Raw genomic sequence first — 25,906 nt, forward strand, 5'->3', positions numbered from 1 at the left:
TATTGACCCGCTTTTTCATATGATAAAGATAATAGAAGAAGCCCGCAGTTTGGTTCTAAAAAATATTCCTTTTATAGCGGCAACAATAATTTTTAAACACGGTTCAGCCCCCAGAGAAGTCGGAGCTACAATGCTCGTTACCGAAGACGGCAGATATGCAGGAACAATAGGCGGAGGAAGTCAAGAGTATGAGGTTTCAAATCATGCGGTTGAGTTATTAAAAAATAAAAAATCGGAAAATGTCAAGTATGAAGTTTCAAAAATGACAGCTGCAAATCTTGGAATGGTATGCGGAGGCTATAACACCATTCATTATCAATACATTGATGTAAACAATAAAAAAATACTTGAATACTTAGATAAAATAATTGAATCGGTTGAAGATAATGATGTATATTTAGTATACAATCTAAAAGAGGATTTAGGAATTTCGATTGAAATAAACGGAAAGCTATATCCTTTTACCGGCGTAAATGATACATACAAAGAAGAAGACTTATTTAAAATCAAAATAAAAAATCCGATGAAGGTTTTTGTTTTCGGCGGAGGCCACATAGCAAAAGCGGCTGCAAATTTGTTTAAATTTTTAAACCTTGATGTAACGGTTATCGATGACAGAAAAGACTTTATAAGCGAAAAAGATTTTCCCGGCATAAAAAAAATTATTATGGACTTTTCCGAAATTGACTGCATCGATATAAGAAAGAGCGACTATGTTTGTATAATGACACGGGGCCATCAACATGATATCACGGTATTGGAAAGCGTCTTAAAAAAAGAGCCTTATTATATAGGCGTTGTCGGAAACAAATATAAGGCAGTTTCTTATAAAGAGCATTTTGCAAATACCTCTTTGGAAAATATCTACAACGAAAAAGTTCACCTGCCTGTCGGTATAAAAATTTCAGCCTTGACTCCTGAAGAAATTGCAGTCAGCATTGCAGGCGAAATAATTCAAAGCTACAGGAATAACAAATAAAATTTTGTTTTAACAAGCTCACAAAATCGGGAGAACGATACAATGAAAATTTCTGCAATAATATTGGCAAGCGGATTTTCAAAAAGAATGCCGCAAAATAAATTAAAACTGCCCATAAACGGAAAACAAATATTCCAATACATAGTAGACAGCATTTCTCAAATTGAATTTACACAAAAAATGGTTATAACCAATGATGCCGAAATTTCATTTTATGCTTCACAAAAAAATATTTTAGCTGTTCCGAATGCAAGAGCGGAAGAAGGCAAATCCGCAGCCATAAAAAAAGGAGTTGAAAATTCGGGAAAAGCAGAGGCTTATATGTTCTTTACGGCAGACCAGCCTTTTTTAAAAATTTCTACAATAAAAAATCTTTTAGAACTATACAGCAAAAACAAGGAGTACATTATCTACTCTAAGTACGGAGATGACAGGGGCTCTCCGGTAATCATCCCTTCAAAATACAGGCAAGACTTATTAAAACTTGAAAAAGATAAGGGAGGAGCTTCTTTAATAAATGAGGATAATTCAAAATTCTTAATAGTTGAAAACACAATCGAAGGCTTTGATATTGATGATATGGAAACTTATGAAAAAATTATTAAAATGAGGCTTTAATAAATTTCAGATTTTACGGATTTTTTAAGATATTATAATAATTTAAAAATTAGTGTATAATGGAAGGTGAGGTTTTAAATGAAGATAAACACAATTATTAACGGCCGTCCTATTGAGGCGGAGGTAGATGAAAAAATGAGGCTCATCGATTTTTTACGGGATGAGGTAAATCTAACCGGAACAAAAGAAGGCTGCTCTGAAGGAGAATGCGGTGCCTGCACCGTAATTATGGATAAAAGAGCCGTTACATCCTGTACCGTTTTAGCCGGACAAATTGACGGCTGTGAAATCTTAACTATTGAAGGCCTTGCACAAAACGGAGAACTTGATATTCTACAAAAAAAATTTATTGAATACGGTGCCGTACAATGCGGATTTTGCACTCCGGGTTTTATCATGAGTGCAAAAGCTCTTATGATGAATAATAAAAATCCAAGCCTCCATGAAATAAAACGAGCCATAGAAGGAAACATCTGCCGATGTACCGGCTATATTAAAATTATTGAAGCCATAGAAGCGGCAATAAAGGAGGCAAACTAATGTTCTATTCTCCTAAAGAAGAAAAAGAATTGTTAAACATTTTAAAAAATATAGACGATTCCACTTTTATAATTGCAGGCGGAACCGACTTGGTCATTCACTTAAAAAACAATAAGATTACAGATTACAGCATTATCGATATAACAAAGATAAAAGAATTTAAAACTGTTTATGAAACAAAGTACTTCTTACATATCGGAGCTCTTTTAACCATGAGCGAAATTTGTGAAAACACTATGATAAAAGAAAAATGTAAGGCCCTATATCAGGCTGCTTATGAATTAGGCTCCACCATAATTAGAAACCGTGCAACACTAGGCGGAAATATTTGTAACGCCTCCCAATCAGCAGATTGCAGTTTAGCACTGTTCTGTTATGGAGCTTCCGTAAAAATTCTTCATTGCAGCGGAGAAGAAAGAATAATTCCCATCGATAAATTTATAATAGGAAGAGAAAAAACAATTCTAACAAAAAATGAGGTTGTTACCGAAATTCTAATTCCTCAAAAAAACAGAGTGAGTGCGTTTAAAAAAGTCGGGGCACGGAAAGCCGTCACGATTTCTAAGGTGAGCTGTGCAGTAGAATACACACCCGATATTGATTTACTGACAAATGTAAGAGCCTACTTAGGAGCTGTAGGAATAAAACCCGTAGAAGCCGTTAACATTGAAACATACCTTGAAGGAAAAAATATTTCAAATATTAATCTTCAAGAATTACAAAATATTGCACATAACGAAATAGAAAATGCAATCCCTACCCGCTCTTCAAGATTTTACAAAAAGACGGCGGTCGAAGGATTGATTGAAGACCTGATTAAAAGTTTAAAAGAAGATGAGGTTTGTTATGAATAAATATAAATACATCGGTAAAAGATTTCAGCGGGAAGACAGCCTTGAAAGGGTAACAGGCACAACAAAATTTTTAGCGGATATAAAACGCTATAATATGCTTTACGGTAAATTAATCCTAAGCGAAAAACCTCATGCAGAAATAAGTTTTGATTTTGATGAAGCATTAAAGGTAAAAGGAATTTATCGAATTCTTACTTACAAAGATATTCCGAAAGTTCCTTATAACTGTATGGAATGGTTTACAGGAATAGCTGCACACCGTGACGAATATATTTTAAATGACAAGGCCCGCTTTGTAGGCGACAGAATAGCCTTAGTTTTAGGCGAAACCAAAAGATCTGTTGAAGAAGCCGTAAAAAAAGTAGCCGTACACTATAAGGAACTGCCGGTTATAACAAGCATTGAAGAAGCCGCTCAAGACAAAATAATCCTTAAAAGAGAATCCAACCTGGCCTACGAAAAGAAAATATCCTGCGGTGATTTTGAAAAGGCAGCAGCTGAAGCTGATTACATAGTAGAAGACATCGGTTCTACACCCCGCACTCACCACCTTGCAATAGAACCTCACATCGCCTTGGCAGAATTTGACGACTTCGGAAATTTGATAATACACAGTCCGGGTCAAATCGTTTTTGCAGTACAAATGCACATGGCCCGTATCTTACAAATTCCTTATTCTAAGATAAGGGTAATTAAGACAAACATGGGAGGCTCTTTCGGCGGAAAACAACAGCCCCTATTGGAATTTACGGCGGGAGCAGCAGCATGGATTTGTAAACGCCCCGTGCTTGTCTACATGGACAGAGAACAAAGCATAATAGGAACATTTTCGCGGAATCCTACTCAGGTAAAAATCAGAACAGCCGTAAAAAAAGACGGCACTATATTGGGTAGAAAGGTTGAAACCCTAATCGACGGCGGAGCCTATGACACAAATAATACAAGCATAACAAATGCCTATGCAAAAAAACTTTTTAGGCTTTATAAAATTTATAATCAGGAATTCCACGGCAGAGCATATTATACAAACGGAATCCCCGGAGGAGCTTGCCGCGCTTACGGGGGGCCGCAATCCCATGCCGTTTCAGAAATCAATATAACAAATACCGCAAAAAAATTGGGAATGGATCCTTGCGAATTTCGCCTTAAAAATTTGGTTGATCCATATGATGATGACCCTGTAGGAGGACCGAATTTAGGAAAGGCAGCCGTCAAAGAATGTATCATTAAAGGAATGGAAGCCTTTGATTGGAAAAATAAATACAACAACATACACAAACAAAATACCGAGCGTTATGCTTACGGAGTAGGAGTTGCCTGTGCCACACACGGAAACGGCTATCTGGGTGCATTCCCCGATTTTATAAATACCGAAATGATATTAAACCCCGACGGTTCCGTTTTTGTAAAAATTGCGGTACACGAGCAGGGCTGCGGAACAATCGACTCCTTAAAGCTTATAGCGGCAGAAGCCCTTGATATCGATCCGTCTGCAATTACAATGCCTGAAGCGGACACCTCAATAACTCCTTATGATGCAGCAGGAACACAGGCAAGCCGCGTAACCTTTGTTGCAGGCGGAGCCCTAATTGAAGCCGGAGAATTATTAAAGGCAAAACTTTTCGATACTTTAAATAAGGTAGAAAACATTCCCCTTGAAGATATGTACACTGATTCCGGTATCGTAAAAATTAAAAACTCAGAGAAAAGCTACACTTACGGCGAAATTGCAACGATGCGCGAAAAAAAATTATCCGATCAAACTTCTGTTTATGTGCACCACGAACAAAAAACAAACCCTGCAGCCTTTGCTGCCTGCTTTGCCGAAGTTAAGGTCGACAAAAAAACGGGTCTCGTAGAAATAACAGATTTGCTCGCAATTCACGACATAGGAAAAGCCATAAACCCCTTATTGGCAGAAGGGCAGATTCACGGCGGCTGTCAATTTATTTTAGGCATGGCCCTTTCGGAAGAAATTATAAGAAACAAGGAAGGCTATATAAAAAACAGCACTCTTTCAAAATACCATGTTTTAAATGTTCAGGATATGCCGAACGTAAAAACGCTTCTCATTGAGAGCGAAGACGAAAAAGCTCCCTATGGTCTAAAAAGCGTAGGCGAAATTTCGGCCGTTGCACCGGGGCCGGCAGCAATGAATGCAATAAATCATGCATTGGGAACAAACATTACCGACTACCCAGCAACACCCGAAAGAATTATTGAAGAGATTACAAAACTATCTTAAAAAATGAGGCTTTATATAGACAAAGGGTTTATCATCTACATATTTTAAATGGATTTGTGAAGCCTCATTTTTTTTATAAATGAGATTGAGCACTCTTGTTATTTTCTCGTCAAAAGAACTATCGGCCCGTTCTATTACCTCAAAAATTGTATTTTGATGAATACAGTAAACAATATCGGAATATTGAATTGCAAGAGCCGGATTATGAATAGAAAAGATTATGGTCTTTTTTTCTTCCTTGCATAGTTTACATATAATTTCCATGAGTTTATGCTCATTATAAAAATCAAGATTTGACGTAGGCTCATCTAAGAGCATGATAGGAGCATTTTGAATTATACCGCGAGCAAGCAAGATCAGACGGGCTTCACCCGAACTTAAATGGGTATAAGGCCGATCTGCAAAATCTTTTAATCGTAATTTTTCAAGCACATAGTCCGTAAATTCCCAATCTTCTTTTGAAGGAGCTTTTATTTCCGATTGATAAGGGTTTCTTCCCATCACCGCAAAATCTCTTACAGTGTAAGCAAAGACAGGACGGTGCTCTTGCGGAATATACGAAACATAGCGTGCAAATTCTTTCCGTGTTAATGATTTTGAATCTTTTTGCAATACCGACAGTGTTCCGCTTACAGGTTTTTCCAAACCGGCTAATAATCGTAAAAGGGTGGTTTTTCCCGCACCGTTTGCTCCTATCAAACTTATAATCTTATGCTGCGGAATTTTTTGAGATATGTTTTTAAGGACTTGAGTTTTTCCTCTTGAGGCAAAAACATTATTAAGCTCAAAAGCCGTATTCATAGCCTACCCTTTTTTTAGCCGACATAAAACTTGCAAGCCCAACAGCTCCAATAAATGCCGTTATAATGCTTATAGGAATTTCGCCTCCTGTAATGGAACGGGCAAAGGTATCTGCAGCAAGCAAAAGAGATGCTCCGCATATAAACGAAAAAGGAACAAGCTTATCGTTATTATTCCCAAAAAGAAGTCTTACGATATGAGGAGCGATTAAGCCTATCCAACTTATTATTCCGGCAGCAGAAACAACAACGGCAACCAATAAGGTAGCAGCCCCTATAAAAAGCAGCCGCATTTTTTTTACCGATACGCCGAGGCTTGCAGCTTCTTCATCTCCCAAGGATAGAATATTTAACTGTCTTCGGTATAAAAAAATAAAGCCGCATCCTAAAAATACAATCGGCAAAAACACAATAAAATTCCGCCATGTAATAATATTAAAACAGCCCATCAGCCAAAACTCAAGAGCGGGCAATTCATTCATCGGGTCAGCCGTATATTTAATAATCGAAACACAAGAACCTGCTATTGCATTTATAATAATACCTGCAAGAATAAGCCTTATAAGAGAATGTTCTCCTCCTATATGGGAAATTTGTAAAACCAAAATAACTGCAATTATGCCTCCTGCAAAGGCAAATGTTTGAACAATAAAAGGACTTGCATGAAAAACAACTATTGCAAGGGCAGCACCAAGCGACGCACCGGAAGAAACACCTATAATATCGGGAGAGGCAAGAGGATTTCTAAAAAGGCTTTGCAAACTTGTACCGCTTAAAGCCAAAGCTCCTCCTGCAATAAATACAAATATAGTTCTGGGAAGCCGTATATTTATAAAAACATTATAGGCAGAATTAGAATACTTTCCGCCTAACGGGATAAGTATTTTAAATATTTCTGAAAACGAAATAAAATACCTCCCCCAACTAAGCGAAAAGAATACCGCAGCAATCGGAATAATAATTAAAAATATCTTATATTTTTGTTTCACTCTACATTCAAGGATTTTAAATCTTTTTCTTTACCGAAAAATTCCTTATAAAATGCTTTTACCTTTGTTTCAAGATAATTTTCAGGTATCTTACCGGGATGCAATTTATCTGCAAGCCAAATGATACCTAAGCACGAACTCGGAATAGGAGAATCCCACTCATCAACTGATGAAGGAAAAGTGTAGATTTTTCCTGCGTCCACAGCAGGGATTCCCTTCCATTCAGTTTTAGAAGTCAGCGCCACTGCTTTTTTTGCACCGGCGGCCATAACAACAACTTGAGGTGCATATTTATGTACTTGCTCAAGAGAAACCTTTGTCCAGTAGGTGTCCCTTATATCTTCCGTAACCAATTTACCGCCTGCTGCTTTGATAAGCTCAGCTTGAAACATTTTAGGGCTTAACGCATTTAAAGCATCGGAGCGGCTGTTCATATAAACGGAAACAGGGGCTTCACCTTTTATAAAACCTGCTACATCATTTAAAATTTCATTATAAAATTTAAGAAGTTTATCGGCTTCGATATTTTTACCTGTTGCTTTGCCCAGCATTTCTACATAGCTGAAAAAGTTTTCCATAGTTTCAGGTTCGACAACCAAGGCAGGCACGCCCAATACTTCTATTTGAGGCAATTGATCAGCCGCCTTAAACGGCACAAGGATGAGATCGGGATTTACCGAAGCAAGAGCTTCAAGGTTCAAAGCCTTTGCAGAACCGCAAACAGGTTTTTCCGCTAATTCGGGGGCAAATTCTTTTATAAAGGGTCTTACCCCGCCCTTACCGCCGTCGCCTGAAACGATGATATCCCTACAGCCTATTGCAAGAGCTGTGTTACTTAAAATATAAAAAGGAGTAACAAGACGAGAGGGCTTTTTTTGTATCAGAACCTTACGGCCTCGATGATCGGTAACTTTTGCAAAGACCTCTGTGCCTGAGTTTTCACGGTTTCCTCCGGCCCATAACTGAAAGCCGAAAACTGCAAGCATTAAAATAGCAGCAAATTTAAATTTTTGTTTCATAAATATTTCTCCTAAAATTTAATTTATATCTTTAGCAAATATTATCAATCTAATCACTCCCCACCTTTAAGCCCATTTTTCATCCACATTATTTGTTTTTGAAAGAGCTTCATAAATTCTTCCGCTTCCCAGTTTTCGATAAAGGAACGGGATATAAGGTTATGAACAATGGCCTTGGTGAATTCTATAAGTTCCTTTATATCTTCATGGGTCGAAAGGGAAAGAGATGTCTTTTTAAGATTTGAAAAATATATCTTTTCCATCTCGGCAACTTTTTCGGTTTGGAGGTTTTCCTTCCTGTATTCAAGCCAAGCCTTATCCAAGTCGGGAGTCCAATAAAGAAAACGGTTCCTGTATAAATTGCGTTTGGACGGCTTATAAAGCTCCTTTGAAAGAATTTCCCCATATCTTAAAAGGGCATTAAAAAAATCGTTATCGTTTTCTCTCAAGGCTCCTTGAAAAAGAGCATGGACATCCATGTTTTCGGAGCTCAAAATCGTAAAAAAACATTCTTCCAAATTTTCAAAATACTGATAAAAACTCCCTCTGGCTATACCCAGAGTATTTACGATATCCGAAACGCTTGCCCGGAAAAGAGGTTTTTCTTCAAACTCTCTTTTACAAATTTCAAGGATTCTTTGCTGTTTTTCTTGAGGTAAATTTAAAAAAGTTTTTTTCGGCATTGCCAATCAGTGTAATATAAAAGTAAAAATTATTCAAGGCAGAGAAAAAAATTAATCAAATTTATCTGAAATTACATTTTTTAATAATATAACTATTTCATACACATAGAAAAAAATTGAAATTTATGATATACTAATAAAAAATAGGGGAAATATTGTGTTATACAGTAGTCTTGAAAAAAAATTAAAGTTGCTTCCGCAAACAGCTCTTGAAGAAATTTCTTCTTATGTGGATTATATTTTATTTAAATTTACTACATTAGAAAAAAATTCCGGATCAAAAAGTCAAAAAAAAGGTTTTGGCTGCTTAAAAGATATTCCTTGCAAAATGTCTCCAGATTTTGATGAGCCTATTGAAGAATTCGCGGAGTATATGTGATGTATTTATTGGATACTCATGCAATAATTTGGTATGTAATAGGAAGCAATGAGCTTTCTATTACTGTAAGAAATTTGATGGAAGCAAAAAGATGTTTTTTCAGTTTCGTATCGTTATGGGAAATCGCGATAAAACAAGCAAAAGGAACTCTTGATTTTGAAATTAATATTTCTCAATTAAAAACTGTTCTGGAGAATGAGGAATTTATTTATCTTAATCCTACGGAATATGATGTGGAACGAATAAAAAAGTTACCTGATATTCATAAAGATCCGTTTGATAGACTGCTTATTGCACAAGCTATGGAAAATAACCTAACTATAATAACAAGAGATTTAAAAATTCCTTTGTATGAAGTAAAGACTATTTGGTAAAATAAAATGATAGGGAGATAAGGATGTTAGCATAAAACTCATCATCTCGAAATTCCGCAGCAAAAGGTCTATTATAAATGCAATGAGGTAATCTATGAAAATATTATACGAAAAAACACCGCTTTTTGATGAAGGCTTTTTAAAAGTCTCGGATATACACAGTATTTATTATGCACAATACGGCAACCCCAAGGGAAGACCCGTAGTTTTTTTACACGGAGGGCCTGGAGGCGGCTGCATTCCTGTTGCAAGCCAATACTTTGATCCCGAATTTTACCGAATAGTCTTATTTGACCAGAGGGGAGCAGGAAAAAGTTTACCGCCTTGCGAGATGAAAGAAAATAAATCCGAAAATCTGGTTGAGGATATAGAAAAACTTCGCGGACACTTAGCTATTGACAAATGGATGGTCTTCGGAGGAAGCTGGGGAAGCACCCTTGCCCTAATCTACGCAATTGCCCATCCCGATAAGGTAGTCTCCTTAATTTTACGAGGCATCTTTTTAGGAACACAACAAGAAATAGACTGGATATATGAAGAAGGCGGAGCATCCAAATTCTTCCCTGAAGATTTTGAAGCCTACCAACATTTTATACCGCAGGAAGAAAGAAGCTCATTGGTAAGGGCTTATTCAAAACGCCTATTCGGCGAAGATAAAAAACTTGCACTTGAAGCCGCCCATAGGTGGAGCCGCTGGGAGTCGGCCCTAGTTCGCCTCTTCCCCGGTGTCTATGATATGAGCGATGAAGAAGCCCTGGCTATGGCCAAGGCAGAATGTCATTACTTTTTACACAAGTGCTTTTTTAAAGACGACAACTACATCCTAAACAACTGCGATAAGATTAAAGACATCCCCTCTACTATCGTGCAAGGAAGGTACGATATGGACTGTCCTCCATTTTCCGCTTATAAACTACATAAAAAATTACCTAAATCGAATTTGAACATAGTCCTATTCGGAGGGCACTCCAGTGTGGAGCCGGGGCTGGTAGACGGCCTTGTAATGGCAGCAGAAGATCATAAAAAATTCTTTTAATTTATTATGAATTCTTACTTAAAAAACGAACATAAAACCTTTGAAGGTCCCTACGACATAAAAGCCTATAATGACAAAAATATGATAGGTTTTAACCGAGTTTATAAAAAAACCTTGGATGACAACAAAGAGGACAAGAGCCTTTCAAATGCGGAAAATATAAGAGGCGAAGTTACAGTCTATATACCTAAAAAGAAAGGAAAATATCCTCTTATTTTGGTCAGTCATGGCTGGGCTAATTATAAATACGGCTTTTTGCCTATCGGGCACTACATTGCATCATATGGATATGCTGCAGCCCTTTTTACTTCAAAGAAAAAAATACACCCAAAGGATTGGCTTCCAACCTATACTGCTGTACAAAACTTGATGAAGGAAAAAAATGAAGACCCGGCCCACGGTTTATTCAATTCAATCGATATAAAAAACATAGGTATCGTAGCCCATTCAATGAGCGGCCCTGCATCTTTTTATTATGCGAGCCTTATGCCCGAGGTCAAGGCTATAAGCGCAATTATCCTTACAATGGAGCATCTCCGTTTGTCGAAATTTTGGGAAGCTCCAATGAGGAACTAGGCGACGAATTCCCAAAAATTAAAAGCGCCGTTTTATTCTTAACCTCGGAAGTTGATAGGACGGCTTATCCCGAAAAAACCTACAAGTTTTTTAAAAACTTAAATAAAGAAGTCCCTGCATGTTTTCTTTCATTTAAAAATATAAAGCATAACGCAGCCCTGGACATTTATAAGACCCCGCTGTCAGGAGGATATGATGAAGAAGCATTTCAACTTTATGCCCGCCTTTCGGTGTTATGGTTCGATGCATTTTTAAAAGGTAAAAAAGAAAGTTTAAAAAATTTTCAAATAAATGACGCTCTTTTTCAAGATATCAAGGAACAGCTTTATACCGAAAAAGATAGAGAGCACGAAGACTATCCAAGTTATGATTCACGTAATTTAGAATAAAAAAAGCTGCCTATAAAGGCAGCTTTTTACTTTAATCGTTATCGGACCAATCAATCACGAGGAGCATATTCATAAGACTCATCATCATCCTTAATCTCCGTATCATAGGGCATGATGACAGCTGCTATTATATAAACAATAACTCCGGAACCCACAAATAAGGCAAATAAAATCCATAGGAGTCTTATTAAAACAGGATCAACACCCAGATACTCGGCAAGCCCTGCACAAACTCCCAAAATTTTTTTATCCCGTGATGATTTGTATAATCTCTTTTTCATCTTTTCCTCTTAACCATCGTAAATTTATTTGACTTCAGCCTTGGCACTTACGGTTCTATTCCTCTCTTCCCAAGGTGAAGACACCCTGTTTGTATCGGACACAACAAAGAAACAGGCAATTATCTTATCAAACCATTCCGAGTTGGAATCATCCTTGCGTAAGATATAGCGGCATTCTTTTCCGTCTTTTGAAAAAGCCCTGCACCCGTTTACAGGATTTCCCGATGCATCTATCATTGAACCTGAATCCTTATAGTATTTTTCGCCCGGCACATCGAACCAAAAATAGCCGTTTTTTATACGTTCATCATTTACCGAAAAGAAAATTTCTATTGAGTTTTCATCCTTTGAAACCGATTTGATTACAGGGACCGAAAGAGCGGCTATCTCATTTTTTGATGAAGATTGAGGAACTATCATTTTTATCTCTTCTTTCGTTGCTTCAACATCAGCTACGCTGCCTTCTTCATCTTTAGCTTCGATAATCTTATCTTGAGCTTTTTTTTCAAAACCGGTGATATCCAGAACCTGCGCATACTTATTGCCGTTTCTATCCGTAAGAGTGAATTTCCACTTTCCTAGAGCAACGGAACCGGCTCCTTCCCCGCATTGAAGGCGTTTTACAGAAGCTATCTTAGCCTTGTCATCAATTTCGGTTATCTTTTCAAGTTGAGAAGAGTTTAATACCCACATATCTACAGGGGATTCAACCAATAGTTTTTGCACATCACTTGTATTAAAAGATCCTTCATAATTGATAAAAAAGCTTATAAACATCTCACCGTTATCTTTAAGCGTTCCGTTCCATATTGAAGTATCCAATCTTTCTATCATCCATGTAACCGAATTAACGGATATCTGTCCGGGCCCTGACGGAGCATCAGAAGCCTGTTTCGGAGTCGATTTACAGCCTAACACAAGAGCCGTGCATAAAATTGCGATAAATATTTTCGAGTAGAGTTTTTGCATTTTCAATTCCTCCTTTGTCTATTATACACTGATAATTGTAAAAAGACAACTACAAGATCCGATAATTTTAGCTCTTTATATTGAGCGACCTTTGCTCTTCATTGATAAACTGATGGGTATAAAGCTCGTAATAATGGCCTTTTTTCTCCATCAGCTCATCGTGGCTGCCGCATTCAATCATCTTTCCGTCCTCAACAACTATTATCTTATCTGCATTTCTTATTGTCGATAATCTATGGGCAACAACAAAGGAGGTACGCCCCGATAAAACGGTTGTGATGGCCTTTTGAATTTTTTGCTCGGTTTCGGTATCGATAGAAGAAGTAGCTTCATCCAAAACGAAGAGGCGAGGATTTCTTACCAAGGTGCGGGCAAAAGAAATAAGCTGCTTTTGGCCCGTGGAAAGAAGGCTTCCGCCCTCGCCGACCTCCGTGTCATAACCCTTTTCCATTTTTACTATAAAATCATGGGCATCGACAAGTTTTGCGGCTTCGATAATTTCTTCATCGCTTGCATCCAATTTTCCGTACCTGATATTTTCTGCAATCGTTCCCGAAAAAAGATGGGGAGACTGAAGCACATAGCCTAGGTTTTCGTGAATCCAGCTTTCCGGCATATCGGTATAGTCTATGCCGTCCACAAGGATACGGCCACTCTTAGGCTCATAAAACCGGCAAAAAAGATTGACGATGGTGGATTTTCCGGCTCCCGTAGCTCCGACCAAGGCTATGGTCTGCCCCTCTTCAACCTTTAGGTCAAAACCGCTTAACACCGGTTCTCCCTCCTTATACCAAAAAGAAACATCCTCAAATTTTACACTTCCGTTAATAGAAGGCCTTTTTTCGTCTGTGGGACAAAGGGCGGTGCCGTATTTTTTGATCACTTCTTCCTTGTCCTTAATCTCGGACTCCTCTTCAAGAAGCCCGAAGATGCGTTCGGCGGCTGCCTGAGCCGAAATAAATTCTGCAAAGAGGTCGGCTGCTTCCGCCAAGGGAGCGTTAAACTGCGTAACATAAGAAAAAAATGCAACGAGTAAGCCTATTGTGATGGCACCCGAAACAACAGACATTCCTCCATAAATGACCATGAGGGCTGTGCCTACAGCACCGATTAGTTGAACGGTCGGCATAAGAACAGAAGAAATTAAGATACCCCTGATAGAGGCGGTTTTCATCTCTTCGGTTTTAGACACAAACTCCTTTGCATTTAATTCTTCTCTCACAAGGGTCTTGGTTGTTTTAGCACCTTGGATATCTTCATTGTAGGAGGCCGTCAACTGAGAATTTATCTTACGCACCCGTCTTTGGGCTTTTAAAATTTTTCCCCGCAGATAGATACTGAAAATGACGATTATGGGGAGGGTCATTAAGCCTATGAGGGCGAGACTCGGGCTGTCGCCAAACATCACAACTATCACAGTCATCATCATACAAAAGCCCCAAAAGAGATCGGTTACTCCCCATGCAACAATGCCTGACAATTTGTTTATATCGGAAGACATTCTCGACATAAGCCAGCCGACGGCATTTTTATCGTAAAATGAAAGGGAAAGGGACTGCAATTTTGTAAAACACTTTGTTCTAAGGCGGTGACACATTTTTATTTCCAAATGGCCTACAAATTTTATAAATAAAAAGGTAGCAGCCGCCGAAATCAACAAGAATACTCCCGTAAAAATAATTACGGCATTAAAATTACTTAAATCCCGCCCCTTTACAAAGGTGTCTATTACATATTTAGTCATCTTGGGCTGTACAACATCCAAGGCCCCTATAAAACCGCCCAAAAGAACACCCGGCACCAGCAGTTCCTTAAAATAACCAAATTCTTTTACGACCTTCTTCCAAACTCCGCTTTTAAATTTTTCGTTATTTTTATCTATATCAAAATCTTCCATAAATTTTACTTCCTTATCGTACTACCGCACTTTGAATATCGTAAATTCTCTTGTATAAACCTTCTTGGGCTATCAGCTGTTCATGGGTTCCTTCTTGGCTTATCTTTCCGTCTTCTAAAACTATTATATTGTCTGCATCGCAAATAGTTGAAATTCTATGCGAAATTATAATCATAGTTTTATTTCCCTTTTCTTCTTTTAATGCGGAACGGATGCTTATGTCCGTTTGGGTATCTACAGCCGAAAGAGAATCATCAAAGATGAGCACGGGAGAATCTTTGATGAGGGTTCTGGCTATTGCAAGCCTTTGTTTTTGGCCTCCCGATAAGGAAACGCCCCGCTCGCCGACCAAGGTTTCATAGCCTTTTTCAAACTTATTTATTTCATCGTCCAATGAAGCTACCTTTGAGTAGTGACGGGCAGAAGAATCGGAAACATCGGGTACTGCCAATTTAAGGTTTTCCATAATAGTTCTGCCGTACAAAAAAGGCTCCTGTAATATCAGCCCTACCTGCGACCTTATCCAGCCCTTGTCGATAGTGTTTAATTCTCTTCCGTCCATTTTGATGGAACCCGAATCATACTCATAAAGCCGGGCAAGCAAATGCACAAGGGAGCTTTTTCCCGAGCCTGTCGGTCCCAGAATAGCAAGGGTCTGCCCGCTTTTGACACTAAAAGAAACATTGTCGAGTATCTTTTGGTTTTGTGTTTCAGGATATGAAAACGAAACGGAATCAAAAACTATGTTTCCCTTAATTTCGGGTTTTTCGTTTGTCGGAAAAATATCTTCAGCCTTTTCATTTAAAATAGTTTCAATACGGTTTGCCGAAACAAAGGATTTTCCTATATTGCTTATGATTCGGCCTAAGCGACGGACAGGCCAGATTAACATTCCCGTATAAGAGATGAATGCGACTAGATCGCCGGCCGTTATCTCATTACGGTAGGCAAGCATACTTCCATAAATGATTATTCCGAAAACTTGGGCTATCGAAAGAAAATCGGAAAAAGCCCAAAAGGCGGCAAAGCTGTTGTTTATCTTTAAATTTTGATTTCGGTATCTTTCACTACGCTTAATGAATTTTTCTATTTCGTATTGATGGCGGGTAAAAGCCTTTACGACACGGATGCCCGTTAAATTTTCTTGCACGGCTGTAGTCATCGAGGCTTCATACTCTGTCGCCTTTTTAAACTGTCTTTGAATTCTTTTAAAGAATATAACCGACGAAAAAAATGTTAAAGGCATAATGCAAAAAGAGATAAGCATTAGCTTTGTGTTTAATTGGGCCATCAGGTAAATAGTATAAATTATCAAAAACACGGCACTTATAGTGTCCATTATCTGGGAATAAAGAGCCAAACGGATGGTTTCGACATCGGAGGTACATCGCTGGATCAAGTCTCCCGTTTCCGCCTTTGAATGATAAGAATAAGGAAGAAGCTGGATATGATTGTACAGCCTGTTTCTAAGAGTCTTTATTGAACGTTCGGTTGCGACACTGGCTATATTTATTCGGCCGAATGTAAAAAGCCCTCTAACCAGAGAAAAGGTAACTACCAGTGAGGCCATTGCAACTAGCCCGCTTGTTCCGTTTAAGTGATCTTTAAACAAGGCAACCAATCGGGATATTAAGCCTGAAGGCAGGGGAGCGCCGCCTATTACCGAGTCTATTGTAATTCGGATTAACTGTGGCTGCATAGCAACAATTACTTGTGAAAAAAGCGTAAAAATAAGGGCAAGCACATAAAGCCGGCTTTGTCCTTTTGCATATGATAGAAGTCTTTTTAAATTTTGCATACTCTAATTCCTAACCGCTCATTTTAACACAAAAAAAAAATTTATGCTATACAAAAGTTGAAAAACTTGACGGGCTTACCCGCATTATAACGGACAGCATGAATGAAACGGCTGTCGGAGAGCTTCTAAAATTTAAGGTTTAGACAATTTAGTCCAAAAAGCCTTATTGACATTTTTTTGATTTGGTGATATATTCTTGTCCTGTCATTCCCCGGTTGTGTAATGGTAGCACCGCAGATTCTGGTTCTGCTTGTGGGGGTTCGAATCCTCCCTGGGGAATTTTTCTATATCATATTTGGTCCCTTCGTCTATCGGTTAGGACATGAGATTCTCAATCTTAAAAGACGGGTTCGATTCCCGTAGGGACCGATTTAACCGTATAAAAATATCTTATAAGTCTTGCCAATACCCTATAGAATTTTTAAAAATTTACGATAATATATAAAGATATGGAAAGAAGTCTGTCAACATTTGATCAATTAGTAAAATCATTATCCACAGAAGAAACGCAAAGTTTACTCGAAAGCATTCAGCGCAGTATGGAAGAATTCAGCGGTGAAGCACAACCGGAAGAAAGGGACAGCCTTTCGGAGAGAATAAGAGAACACCAAAGTGCAGGCATATCAAGCGAGCCCTTTTTGATACGTTTATGGCTTTCCATAAGATCCTTCTTACGCTCCATCCCTTTAAAAGTAATATATAATGAAGAACTTTTAAAGAGAATGGCAAAAAACCTTAAAAGATCGGCCGGCGCATATATTAATATACATCAAAATATCTATACAGGCGTATTTTACACGGAATTAAAAAATTTACGAAAAACACAATTGTTTTTTACCTCTCTTCTTTCCGCATATGACTCTGGGAAGGGCTCTTTCTATATGCTGGTAAGCTCCTTTGTTGCTCCCGCAACATATGAGAGACTTATGAAAGAAACAAATCCTTTTTCAATTAAGATAGGCTCGGAAGTTTCCTCAAACATAAGAACAGGCTTTTTAAGAAAAATAGATTCGGTTTTTTCAAATTTAACCGATGAAGAAAAAAGTGAAATGTACCAATGTGCGCAGGCCATAGAATGGATGAAGTCCTTTTGTTCTCTGGCCTTGGATAAGACCCTGTTAAGGTTTAATGTAATCTCGGATTCAAACGCTACCTGCCAGGCCCTTACAATACAGCCCGAAATGGAGGTCCTTTCATCGATTCTTTATTCCAAAAAAAATATACCTCATAATCTTCTGCAAGCCTTATTTTTAATGCATGCTCAGGAAACAATAATAGATGATGACAGCAGGATGGTAAGAGAAGCTGACGAATTTATAAAAGATGCAATTGAAGCCCTCGGTGCAATAAGAATATTTTTAAAACAAGTCCCTCTTCTCGACATTACCCGCTACATCAAAAAGGATATCAATTGGATGCCGTATAAACTGACAGGCGGAGAAGATTGGTTTATTTACTTTAAGCAGGCTTGGTATGAGCGCTTCAATCAAAAATGGTCAACTTGGTCATATGAACAAAAAAAGTTTAACATTAAAGTGCAGATGATTAACCTCTTAAAAGTAGGAGACTTAGAATCCATGAAGTTTTGTCCATGGCGGAACTTATGGGTAGAATGTAAGTTCAAAAAAGAACTTCCTTTTTTATTCTTAAAAACATTTTTTTATGCCTTTTATAACGAAAGACTATCTGAAACCCTAAAAACAATCCTGGTAGAAGGCAACTTTTACCGGCATGAAAATTTAAACGAGTACACAACCTCATACAATGTACTTGAACACCGCAAGGGAGAATTTGAAAAGTTTGAAAACCGCCTATCGCCTACAGGAGACATAGGTTCAACATTTGCAAAAATACGTGCAGAAAAAACTGCAACTTTAAAAAATAAAAATCAAATTGAGGGCTTGATGCATACGGTAGAGTCTGAAGCAAAGCAGCTTATAACCTCCAGTATTGACGCTCTAAAATCGATTGAACTGATTTTAACGGGAATCCTTGGGGGCGGAAAAACAAGCTTATACGCAACTATTACTAACTGGGCAGTGATAGCCGGAGTTAACAATAGCCGTTTCCGTGAGGAAGTTGCTGCCGTAAAGGAACAAATACATACAAGCATAAACCTCCTCTCCTTAGCGGAAAAGCTTGAGGCCGAAGCCAGATAAGTTATACAAACCTAAAGTAGGTAAACATTACACCCAAGGATCCTATGAAGGCTCCCAGTAAAAAGCGCACAAGAATTAAAACTATTAAACATACGATAATCTGTTTTCTCAGACTCATAAATTTTCCGCCGGATAATTTATGAACTCTAACAAAAACAGGGGACAAAAACCTATCGAGCATATCAGCAAAATTACCTTGGCGGTAGTTTTCGGAAAAATCAAGAACCAGCCTGATTATCAATATGATAATAAAGAAATTGAGCAAGAAAGAAAAAAACGACCAAACTATACCCACAAGGTTTAGTACAATCCTTAATACAGAAAAAGTTTTTGTATCTGCAATCTGAAAAAGTATATTAGCAAAAAGAGACAAAATACCGATAGCCAAAATAGGAGAAAAATCCACCATTCCGATTTGAGTAAATTTAAATCTTCTAAACCGGCTTAAATAAGGATTACAAATTTCATAAAGAAAGCCGCCTCTTGAATGGGAACCGAACCATGAAAGAAAAATATAAATAATACAAAGATAAGAATAAATCTTTACTACAAAACCCAATGTGTTAAAAAGTGATGCTATCATATAAACCTCTCTACCTATATATTTTAAATTTAATCCTTTTTTTATTCAAGCCAAATTTGCTCAACCCCAAACTGCATGCTTAACTCTTCAATAAATTCAGGAGTTGAAGGAATTCTAATTTGAGGCGATGCCTTAATTATATAAGCCTTATCCTCATCTTTTGCGTGAATATAAACATCGCAATTCCCTGAGCGCTCATACAAAAAATCCTTTAAGCCGGTCAATTCCTTTGCCGACGTTATATTTTCATCAAGCTCAATATGAACCTCGCTTAAAGCCTTTTGCTGTAATTTATCAATTTCCAAAACATCGTCCACCAAGAAGGAATGGGATTCTCCGTCACTGTTGTCGATAGACCCTGCAAAACCGCATACGGTTTCAGGCAAAAGGACAGCTCTGTACTTTTCCCAAGTTTTCGGAAAGAAGACTAAATCGATTGTTCCGTTTAAGTCTTCAAAAGCGCCGAAGCCCATCATTGCGCCTTTTTTTGTTTGATGCTGCCTGACACCTGTAAGCATACCCACAAGAACATATCTCTTTTTTGAGGTAGCGCGGGCAAGATGCGAAATATCCAAAGTGGCCGAATTATCTATCACCTTGCGGTACTCATCCAAGGGGTGCCCTGAAATATAAAAGCCCATCAATTCTTTTTCGAGCCGGAGTTTTTCCTTTTTGGGGAACTCTTCGATTTTTTCAAAAACAAAGTCCGAAAACTCTTTTATGCCGGAGCCTTCAAAAAGGCTGCCCTGTCCCGTGCTCATGTTTTCCTTCTTTTGAGAAACATAGGCAACTGCACCGTCTAAGTTTACCATCAAGGTAGAGCGCTCCTGCCCCAAACCGTCAAAGCAGCCGGTTTTAATCATAACTTCAAGGTTACGCTTGTTTTGAGTATGAAGATCGTTCCTCTCCAAAAAATCGATAAAGGACTTATACCTTCCGTTTTTTTCGCGCTCTTCTGCAAGCTCATGGGCAGCCTGCATTCCGACACCCTTTATACCCAAAAGACCGAAAATAATATTCCCGTCGGGTGAAACGCTAAAATAAGGATCGGAAGAATTGACATGGGGCGGAAGAATTTTAAGCCCCATCTTTTCGGCTTCGGCAATATATTCGGGAAGTTTATCGGTCGAGGTAATTTCGTTGGTTAAGTTAGCAGCCATAAATTCTGCAGGAAAATGAGCCTTTAAATAAGCCGTCTGAAAGGCTAAAACCGAATAGGCTGCTGCATGACTCTTGTTAAAACCATAGCCTGCAAAGGGAATAAGGATTTCAAAGATTCTATCTGCATCTTCCTTACTAAAACCTTTCGCTTCTGCACCCTTAATAAATTTCTCTTTTTCGGTTTTCATAACCTCGATTTTTTTCTTTCCCATAGCACGGCGGAGAATATCGGCTTGGCCGAGGGAGTAGCCAGCTATTCTTTGGGCAACCTGCATAACCTGTTCCTGATAAACGATAACGCCGTAGGTTTCGGCTAGGATGTCTTCAAGGCATGGGTCAGGATATTTTATTTTTGAATTATCGAATTTTGATTCGATAAACTGATTGATATAATCCATAGGCCCGGGACGGTACAAGGCGTTTAAAGCGATTAAGTCTTCCATTTTTGAAGGCTTTGCCCGCTTTAAAATATTTTGCATACCCTGACTTTCAAACTGAAATACTGCAGCAGCCAATCCATCACTAAGCATTTTAAAAGTTTCCTTATCGGAATAGTCTATATCGGCGACAGAGAATTTTTCCCACTCTTTTCCTCTTTTATGGATAAGGTCTTCGGTATGTTTTATAAGGGTTAAGGTTTTTAAGCCTAAGAAGTCCATCTTTACAAGACCGCAGTTTTCAATTAAGTCCATTGTAAACTGTGTCGCAACCTTTCCCGTCTTTGAGTCCTTATAAAGCGGAACATAATCGGTTAAGACCGTTTTACCTATAACTATGCCTGCCGCATGAAGGCTGGAGTTGCGGTTTCTGCCTTCAAGAGCTATGCTTATTTCAAAAAGCTCTTTGTATTGCGGGTCTTCGGCCATTTCTTTTAATTCGGGAACTACATCAACAGCATATTTTAAGGTAACCTCTTTTACACCGTCAGTTAGGGGCTTGGGAGGTATGAGCTTTGTAATGGCGTTTACATCGGCAAGCGGAATATTTAAAACCCGCCCCACATCTTTTACTACGGCCTTGGGCTTTAAGGTTCCGAAGGTAATGATTTGACCAACGTTTTCATCTCCGTATTTTTGACGAACATACTCTATTACCTCCTGCCGTCTTTCGAAGCAAAAGTCTACGTCGAAGTCGGGCATCGAAACTCTTTCGGGATTTAAAAAGCGCTCAAAAAGTAGATTGTACTTTAGGGGATCTATATCTGTAATCCTCAAAGAGTATGCAAGGATTGAGCCCGCTCCGGAGCCGCGCCCCGGACCTACAGGGACGCCGTTATTTTTTGCCCAATTTATAAAATCCCAAACAATTAAAAAATAGCCGACAAAGTCCATCTTTATAACTATATCGAGCTCGTAGTTAAGCCTTTCCTTGATTTCATCGGTAATAACCGGATAACGCTTTTTTAAGCCTTCTTCAGCCAAGTGCCGGATATAGTCTTCTTTTGAGCTGAAGTCTTCAGGGATTTTGTATATCGGAAGAATGGGACCGGGCTGGGGAATTTCCAGATTGCACATTTCGGCAATGCGGACAGTGTTCAAAATTGCTTCGGGATATTCGGGGAAGAGCTTAGCCATTTCTTCTCCCGACTTAAAATAAAATTCGCTTCCCTCAAACTGCATGCGGTTGGTATCGGTTCTGAGTTTTTTCATTCCGATACACATCAAGATATCTTGAGCTATATAATCTTTTTGTTCTATATAGTGAATGTCGTTGGTTAGAACCAAGGGAACGCCGACCTTGCGGGCCATTTCAATTAAAAGCTTGGAAGCCTTTTTTTCTTCCTTTAGCCCATGGTCTTGAAGCTCTATAAAATAGTTTTCGGCACCGAAAATTTCACGGTATTTGCGTACATGGGACTCGGCCTTTTCCTTTTCTCCGTTTAGTAAAAGAACAGGAAGCTCTCCTGCAAGACAGGCCGACAAGCATATAAGCCCTTCGGAGTGCTGTGCCAAAATTTCATCGTCTATGCGGGGCTTATAATACATGCCCTCGGTATATCCTCTGGAACAAAGAAACATTAAGTTGCGGTAACCGGTTTCGTTCTTTGCCAATAAAATCAGGTGATAGTATTTTTTTCCGCCCGGAGTTTCTTTTTTTTCAAATCGGCTTTCGGGAGCAACATAGAACTCGCAGCCGATTATGGGCTTTATATTTTTTTCTTTACAGGCATTATAAAAATTTATAACGCCGAACATATTGCCGTGATCGGTCAAAGCAAGGGCAGTCTGCCCCAGCTGCTCGGCCTTTGCCGCAAGCCCTTTAACCGAAGCGGCTCCGTCCAAAAGAGAAAAATCCGAATGAACATGAAGATGAACAAAATCGACAGCCATAAGGCTTTAAGACTACCACAAAAGGCTCTTTTTTGCAAGGCTTGGAGAAAAGAAAAACAGGCCAAGCTGTCAATCAAAATAAAAATTAAGGCTCTTTGACTCTTTGCTGAAGGCTCTGCCTTAGTCTTCAGCTATCAAATCCGCGGATCGAATTCCCAAACTAATTTGCTGTGTGACCGTTAGCATTAAATGTACCTCCACTGTTGTACACTGCTTGAGTACTTCCGCCGTTATTTATTATTCGGCCGCTTAGCCAGTCTACTCGTCCACCGGCAATAGCTATGGCCGTTCCATGACAGGTAGTACCGGAAACTTGACTATGACCTGATATTGTAGGACTAACGCCATCGTCTGCACCGTTTTCCCCTATGGTAAGTTTTGAACTGCCGGTAAGATATATACCTGCACCGTAACAAGTTACAGTTTTATTATCATTTCTTTTTGTATAAGAGTTATTTTTAATCTGAGTATTTCCTTTTATAACCGTAGTCGAGCTATTCCCAAGATATAAACCGCAGCCCTGAAGCTCAGTCGTGGCTGTGGATGTTGTTGTGCTGCAATCTATTTTATTATTGCTTATTGAGCCTCCGATTATAAAAACCTTTACAGATGCATTTTCTATCATAATACCGGCTCCCATGTGTTGTACAGGCCCGGCAGCAGCATTAACCGTGTTATAGTCTACTTTCGTATTTACCAATGTCAAGCTGCCTGTAGTGTAAGCTTTAACATATATACCAGCTCCACCTTTTCCGTCTACATCATTATGTTTACCTTTTGTGATGGTTAAGTTTTTCAATTTGAGCTTAATGTTGGACTTTTCCATAACGAAAACACGATGCTTATTATCTGCGCCTATGGTAGTACCGCTGCTGCTGCCGATTATTGTTAGGGTTTTATTAGGACCAGAAACAGTCAGTTCACTACTATCTGATCCGGCTGTTATAGTACCGGGGCCTAATTTAATTACAGCACCTGACGGAGCATTCGTGATAGCGTTTTGAAGCTGAGCCCAATTAGTAATTGATGAGGAATTATATATCTTACTCAATACGGCAACATCAACCTCATGGTCAAGGTTGATGATATATCCGTTGTTGTAAAGTTCGAATTTTTCTATATCTTCCTCTTTGAGAGTATAACCACTGCCTTCAATAATCGGCTTATTTTTAAGCTCGTCTATACCAGCAGCATCTATTTTTATGTTTATAGGATTAGTGATATCCTGTTCTCCGGTTATATAAAACTTTGAATAGGAATCGGTAGAACTCGGCTTTATATATATTTGATTACCGGAATCAACCGTCATTCTGTCTTTTATGTACAATTTACTGTTGTCGTATAAATATATGTCTTTGCCTTTAGGTGATGTATTATTGCTTATCTTACATCCTCCTTCAAAATTTATGGTACTAGAGCGGCCATGTATAGCACCGCCTTCTACGGTGGCCGTATTATTGCTGATTATACATCCTCCTTTAAAATTTATAGGACCTTGGCCGCAGTTTATAGCTCCTCCTCTGTCAGCTTTTCCGTTTGTAAGTGTTATATCTTTTAGGTTAAGAGTCAGCCGCCGGCTTGACATATAAAAAATGCGGTTTTTACGGTCTGCATCAATAGCTGCATTATTTATGCCTTTTATGCTTACCGTTCTAGATGCAGATCCAGACTGTATGATAATTTCTCCCTTGTTATTATCGGGACTATCTGAAGCCTTTATTGTACCATCGATGGTTATTGAATCCCGTTTGTTTACAGCTTTTTTAAGAATTCCCCATACAGGTATATTGGGATTTGTTGCTTTTATTGTGTTAAAAACCTTGTAATAGTAGGTTATTTTTTTACTTGGAGTAAAGCCGCCGCCTTCTGCCCAAAGTTCAAGTTTATAATCCGCTCCGGACTCATTTGCAGTAAGCTCTATATCCGAAGCATATTGCACCGGAATGCCGTTCAGCTCGGCCCTTATTACAACTCCGGGGCCATAAGTGCCGAAAGCCTCCAATGTTACCGTATCGTTGTATGCCGTATAAATTTTTATCGGGTTTAACGCGGTGGAATTTGTCTCATTTATCTTTGTAATTATATCGCGTCCGGTCGAGTAAATACCTGAGGTTATATAATTGTCAGGATCATGTACATAGGTAAACTTAATTATAGGATGGGGCAGCTGTGTCCCTGATGTTACCGTATTGGATTCAAGACCTTTTTTATCCTTTAATCGGATTGTATAGTTTACTGCGGCACCTGTATCTACTACAACATCGGTTTTATACCGGATTGTCCAAAGGTTGGATACGTCAGAAGGCATAGCATTGCCGTCCAGCGTTGATAAACCACCGTTCCCTATAAAAGTACTATTAGTACCAACGCCCGAAGAAGTTAAGACGAGCTCATGCGGTTGCTCGGGCTCATTCCCTTTGCGTATTAATAGTTTTAATTTATTGTTGGAACCTTCATAACCGTCGCCGTGTAAAAATAAGCCGTTTACTTTTGTACCAATGCCTTCAGCCTTAAAGCATAAAACATAGTATGACGGACTTCCGGTTGTTTTTACTAAGTCTATTTTCTCGAGATTGGGAGGAGGAGTGTTTACCCTCAGCTTAAAGCTGTGAGTTAAAAATTTTCTGCCTTCTTTGCTGTAAATGGTAATTGAAGGGTTTAGGTCTGCCTTACCCCATTCGTTTTTTTGTAAAAAAGCTTTTTTTAATGTCAGATTAAGTTGGCCGGCACCATTTTGGCTAAGAGTATAATCCGTGTTGTACTCGGGGGGGGGGGTACCGGCACCTGAGCCGATTACTCCGCTTCCAAAAGTTATTATGTCGGCAGGAGCTCCCGGATCCGTAGGCATTTTAAATTCATATTTTAACGCATTTACTATTTTTATTGTTATGAGTTTATCGTTTTCGCTCGAAAGGCAGGGATAGCCTTCGCTATCTATTCCCGCATAGGGGATTGCCGTATCCGTAACGATAATTGTAGATGCCCAATATTCAAAATCTTTTTCAATATCTCTCAAAAACTGATCACAGCCGGCCAATATAACAAATAAAATTCCTACAAGTAAAAATAACTTTTTCCGCATTTTGTTACCTCTCCATTTTCAGAAACCGAATGTCAAATTTTTATGCCCTATCGCCGGATCCCAATTAAATATGATACTCTACTATAATTATAAAGCATAATACTGCAAAAGTATATAAAAAACATGGTATAAATACAAAAAAATATAATTATTTTGGGTTTCCGG

The 25,906-nt window shown here is 38.6% G+C and carries 22 protein-coding genes and 2 tRNA genes; 13 read left to right on the forward strand and 11 right to left on the reverse strand.

What is annotated here, in order from left to right:
* Positions 1-19 precede the first annotated feature (19 nt).
* The 5 genes from E4O04_RS13950 (at position 20) to E4O04_RS13970 (ending at position 5,236) form a co-directional block, all read left to right on the forward strand.
* Positions 20-979 carry an XdhC family protein gene (locus E4O04_RS13950; RefSeq protein ID WP_253708782.1) on the forward strand — a complete coding sequence of 320 codons (960 nt, stop codon included), beginning with the start codon at positions 20-22 and terminating at the stop codon, positions 977-979.
* Positions 980-1,021: 42 nt separating this feature from the next.
* Positions 1,022-1,597 (forward strand): NTP transferase domain-containing protein, encoded by a 576-nt coding sequence (locus tag E4O04_RS13955; protein ID WP_253708784.1) that lies wholly within the window; start codon positions 1,022-1,024, stop codon positions 1,595-1,597.
* Between the two features lie 78 nt (positions 1,598-1,675).
* Positions 1,676-2,137: a (2Fe-2S)-binding protein gene (locus E4O04_RS13960; RefSeq protein ID WP_253677966.1), complete on the forward strand. Its 462-nt coding sequence runs from the start codon at positions 1,676-1,678 to the stop codon at positions 2,135-2,137.
* A complete protein-coding gene (locus E4O04_RS13965; RefSeq protein WP_253677965.1) occupies positions 2,137-2,991 on the forward strand; it encodes an FAD binding domain-containing protein in 855 nt (284 codons plus the stop codon). Before E4O04_RS13960 ends, E4O04_RS13965 begins: the two co-directional genes overlap by 1 nt.
* Complete coding sequence (locus E4O04_RS13970; RefSeq protein WP_253686661.1) at positions 2,984-5,236, forward strand: xanthine dehydrogenase family protein molybdopterin-binding subunit; 2,253 nt, start codon at positions 2,984-2,986, stop codon at positions 5,234-5,236. The genes E4O04_RS13965 and E4O04_RS13970 overlap by 8 nt, the downstream gene beginning before the upstream one ends.
* Here E4O04_RS13970 and E4O04_RS13975 read toward each other — a convergent pair.
* The 4 genes from E4O04_RS13975 to E4O04_RS13990 are packed head-to-tail and all read right to left on the reverse strand — an operon-like array spanning position 5,228 to position 8,727.
* Complete coding sequence (locus E4O04_RS13975; RefSeq protein ID WP_253708786.1) at positions 5,228-6,037, reverse strand: ABC transporter ATP-binding protein; 810 nt, start codon at positions 6,035-6,037, stop codon at positions 5,228-5,230. The genes E4O04_RS13970 and E4O04_RS13975 overlap by 9 nt on opposite strands.
* Positions 6,021-7,025, reverse strand: a complete 1,005-nt coding sequence (locus tag E4O04_RS13980) for a FecCD family ABC transporter permease (protein ID WP_253677962.1) — start codon at positions 7,023-7,025, stop codon at positions 6,021-6,023. The genes E4O04_RS13975 and E4O04_RS13980 overlap by 17 nt, the downstream gene beginning before the upstream one ends.
* On the reverse strand, positions 7,022-8,044 hold the full coding sequence (locus E4O04_RS13985; protein WP_253708788.1) for an ABC transporter substrate-binding protein: 1,023 nt from the start codon (positions 8,042-8,044) through the stop codon (positions 7,022-7,024). The genes E4O04_RS13980 and E4O04_RS13985 overlap by 4 nt, the downstream gene beginning before the upstream one ends.
* Before the next feature lie 53 nt (positions 8,045-8,097).
* Positions 8,098-8,727: a TetR/AcrR family transcriptional regulator gene (locus E4O04_RS13990; RefSeq protein WP_253677959.1), complete on the reverse strand. Its 630-nt coding sequence runs from the start codon at positions 8,725-8,727 to the stop codon at positions 8,098-8,100.
* 157 nt (positions 8,728-8,884) lie between these two features.
* Here E4O04_RS13990 and E4O04_RS13995 point away from each other — a divergent pair, with 157 nt between their 5' ends.
* The 5 genes from E4O04_RS13995 (at position 8,885) to E4O04_RS14015 (ending at position 11,481) form a co-directional block, all read left to right on the forward strand.
* Positions 8,885-9,106 (forward strand): DUF2281 domain-containing protein, encoded by a 222-nt coding sequence (locus E4O04_RS13995; RefSeq protein WP_253686654.1) that lies wholly within the window; start codon positions 8,885-8,887, stop codon positions 9,104-9,106.
* Complete coding sequence (locus E4O04_RS14000; RefSeq protein WP_253686652.1) at positions 9,106-9,480, forward strand: type II toxin-antitoxin system VapC family toxin; 375 nt, start codon at positions 9,106-9,108, stop codon at positions 9,478-9,480. The genes E4O04_RS13995 and E4O04_RS14000 overlap by 1 nt, the downstream gene beginning before the upstream one ends.
* Positions 9,481-9,574: 94 nt before the next feature.
* Entirely contained in the window at positions 9,575-10,516 is a 942-nt protein-coding gene (gene pip, locus E4O04_RS14005) for a prolyl aminopeptidase (protein ID WP_253686650.1), read from the forward strand.
* Between the two features lie 6 nt (positions 10,517-10,522).
* A complete protein-coding gene (locus E4O04_RS14010; protein ID WP_253708791.1) occupies positions 10,523-11,092 on the forward strand; it encodes an alpha/beta hydrolase in 570 nt (189 codons plus the stop codon).
* A complete protein-coding gene (locus E4O04_RS14015; protein WP_253708794.1) occupies positions 11,068-11,481 on the forward strand; it encodes a hypothetical protein in 414 nt (137 codons plus the stop codon). The genes E4O04_RS14010 and E4O04_RS14015 overlap by 25 nt, the downstream gene beginning before the upstream one ends.
* 50 nt (positions 11,482-11,531) lie before the next feature.
* Here the strand turns inward: E4O04_RS14015 and E4O04_RS14020 are convergent, their stop codons facing one another.
* The 4 genes from E4O04_RS14020 to E4O04_RS14035 form a co-directional block, all read right to left on the reverse strand.
* Positions 11,532-11,762, reverse strand: coding sequence for a PspC domain-containing protein (locus E4O04_RS14020; protein WP_253708796.1), 231 nt, complete (start codon positions 11,760-11,762; stop codon positions 11,532-11,534).
* A 24-nt stretch (positions 11,763-11,786) separates the two neighbouring features.
* Positions 11,787-12,731, reverse strand: a complete 945-nt coding sequence (locus E4O04_RS14025; RefSeq protein WP_253708799.1) for a hypothetical protein — start codon at positions 12,729-12,731, stop codon at positions 11,787-11,789.
* Between the two features lie 67 nt (positions 12,732-12,798).
* The gene (locus tag E4O04_RS14030; protein ID WP_253686643.1) at positions 12,799-14,628 is read right to left on the reverse strand and encodes an ABC transporter ATP-binding protein; all 1,830 of its coding nucleotides are present in this window, start codon (positions 14,626-14,628) and stop codon (positions 12,799-12,801) included.
* Positions 14,629-14,641: 13 nt separating this feature from the next.
* The gene (locus E4O04_RS14035; RefSeq protein WP_253708802.1) at positions 14,642-16,426 is read right to left on the reverse strand and encodes an ABC transporter ATP-binding protein; all 1,785 of its coding nucleotides are present in this window, start codon (positions 16,424-16,426) and stop codon (positions 14,642-14,644) included.
* A gap of 208 nt (positions 16,427-16,634) precedes the next feature.
* On the opposite strand from E4O04_RS14035, the gene E4O04_RS14040 reads away from it, so the two are divergent.
* The 3 genes from E4O04_RS14040 (at position 16,635) to E4O04_RS14050 (ending at position 18,585) form a co-directional block, all read left to right on the forward strand.
* Positions 16,635-16,705 (forward strand) — tRNA-Gln (locus E4O04_RS14040).
* A gap of 18 nt (positions 16,706-16,723) precedes the next feature.
* A tRNA-Glu gene (locus tag E4O04_RS14045) sits at positions 16,724-16,795 on the forward strand.
* Positions 16,796-16,875: 80 nt separating this feature from the next.
* Positions 16,876-18,585 (forward strand): DUF5312 domain-containing protein, encoded by a 1,710-nt coding sequence (locus E4O04_RS14050; protein WP_253708804.1) that lies wholly within the window; start codon positions 16,876-16,878, stop codon positions 18,583-18,585.
* 1 nt (position 18,586) lies between these two features.
* Here the strand turns inward: E4O04_RS14050 and E4O04_RS14055 are convergent, their stop codons facing one another.
* From E4O04_RS14055 to E4O04_RS14065, 3 genes are all read right to left on the reverse strand, one after another.
* On the reverse strand, positions 18,587-19,168 hold the full coding sequence (locus E4O04_RS14055; RefSeq protein WP_253708807.1) for a YggT family protein: 582 nt from the start codon (positions 19,166-19,168) through the stop codon (positions 18,587-18,589).
* Positions 19,169-19,209: 41 nt separating this feature from the next.
* Complete coding sequence (gene dnaE, locus E4O04_RS14060; RefSeq protein ID WP_253708809.1) at positions 19,210-22,659, reverse strand: DNA polymerase III subunit alpha; 3,450 nt, start codon at positions 22,657-22,659, stop codon at positions 19,210-19,212.
* 160 nt (positions 22,660-22,819) lie between these two features.
* The gene (locus tag E4O04_RS14065; protein WP_253708810.1) at positions 22,820-25,741 is read right to left on the reverse strand and encodes a right-handed parallel beta-helix repeat-containing protein; all 2,922 of its coding nucleotides are present in this window, start codon (positions 25,739-25,741) and stop codon (positions 22,820-22,822) included.
* Positions 25,742-25,906 lie beyond the last annotated feature (165 nt).

It is taken from the genome of Treponema sp. OMZ 799 (assembly GCF_024181365.1).
GTDB lineage: Bacteria > Spirochaetota > Spirochaetia > Treponematales > Treponemataceae > Treponema_B.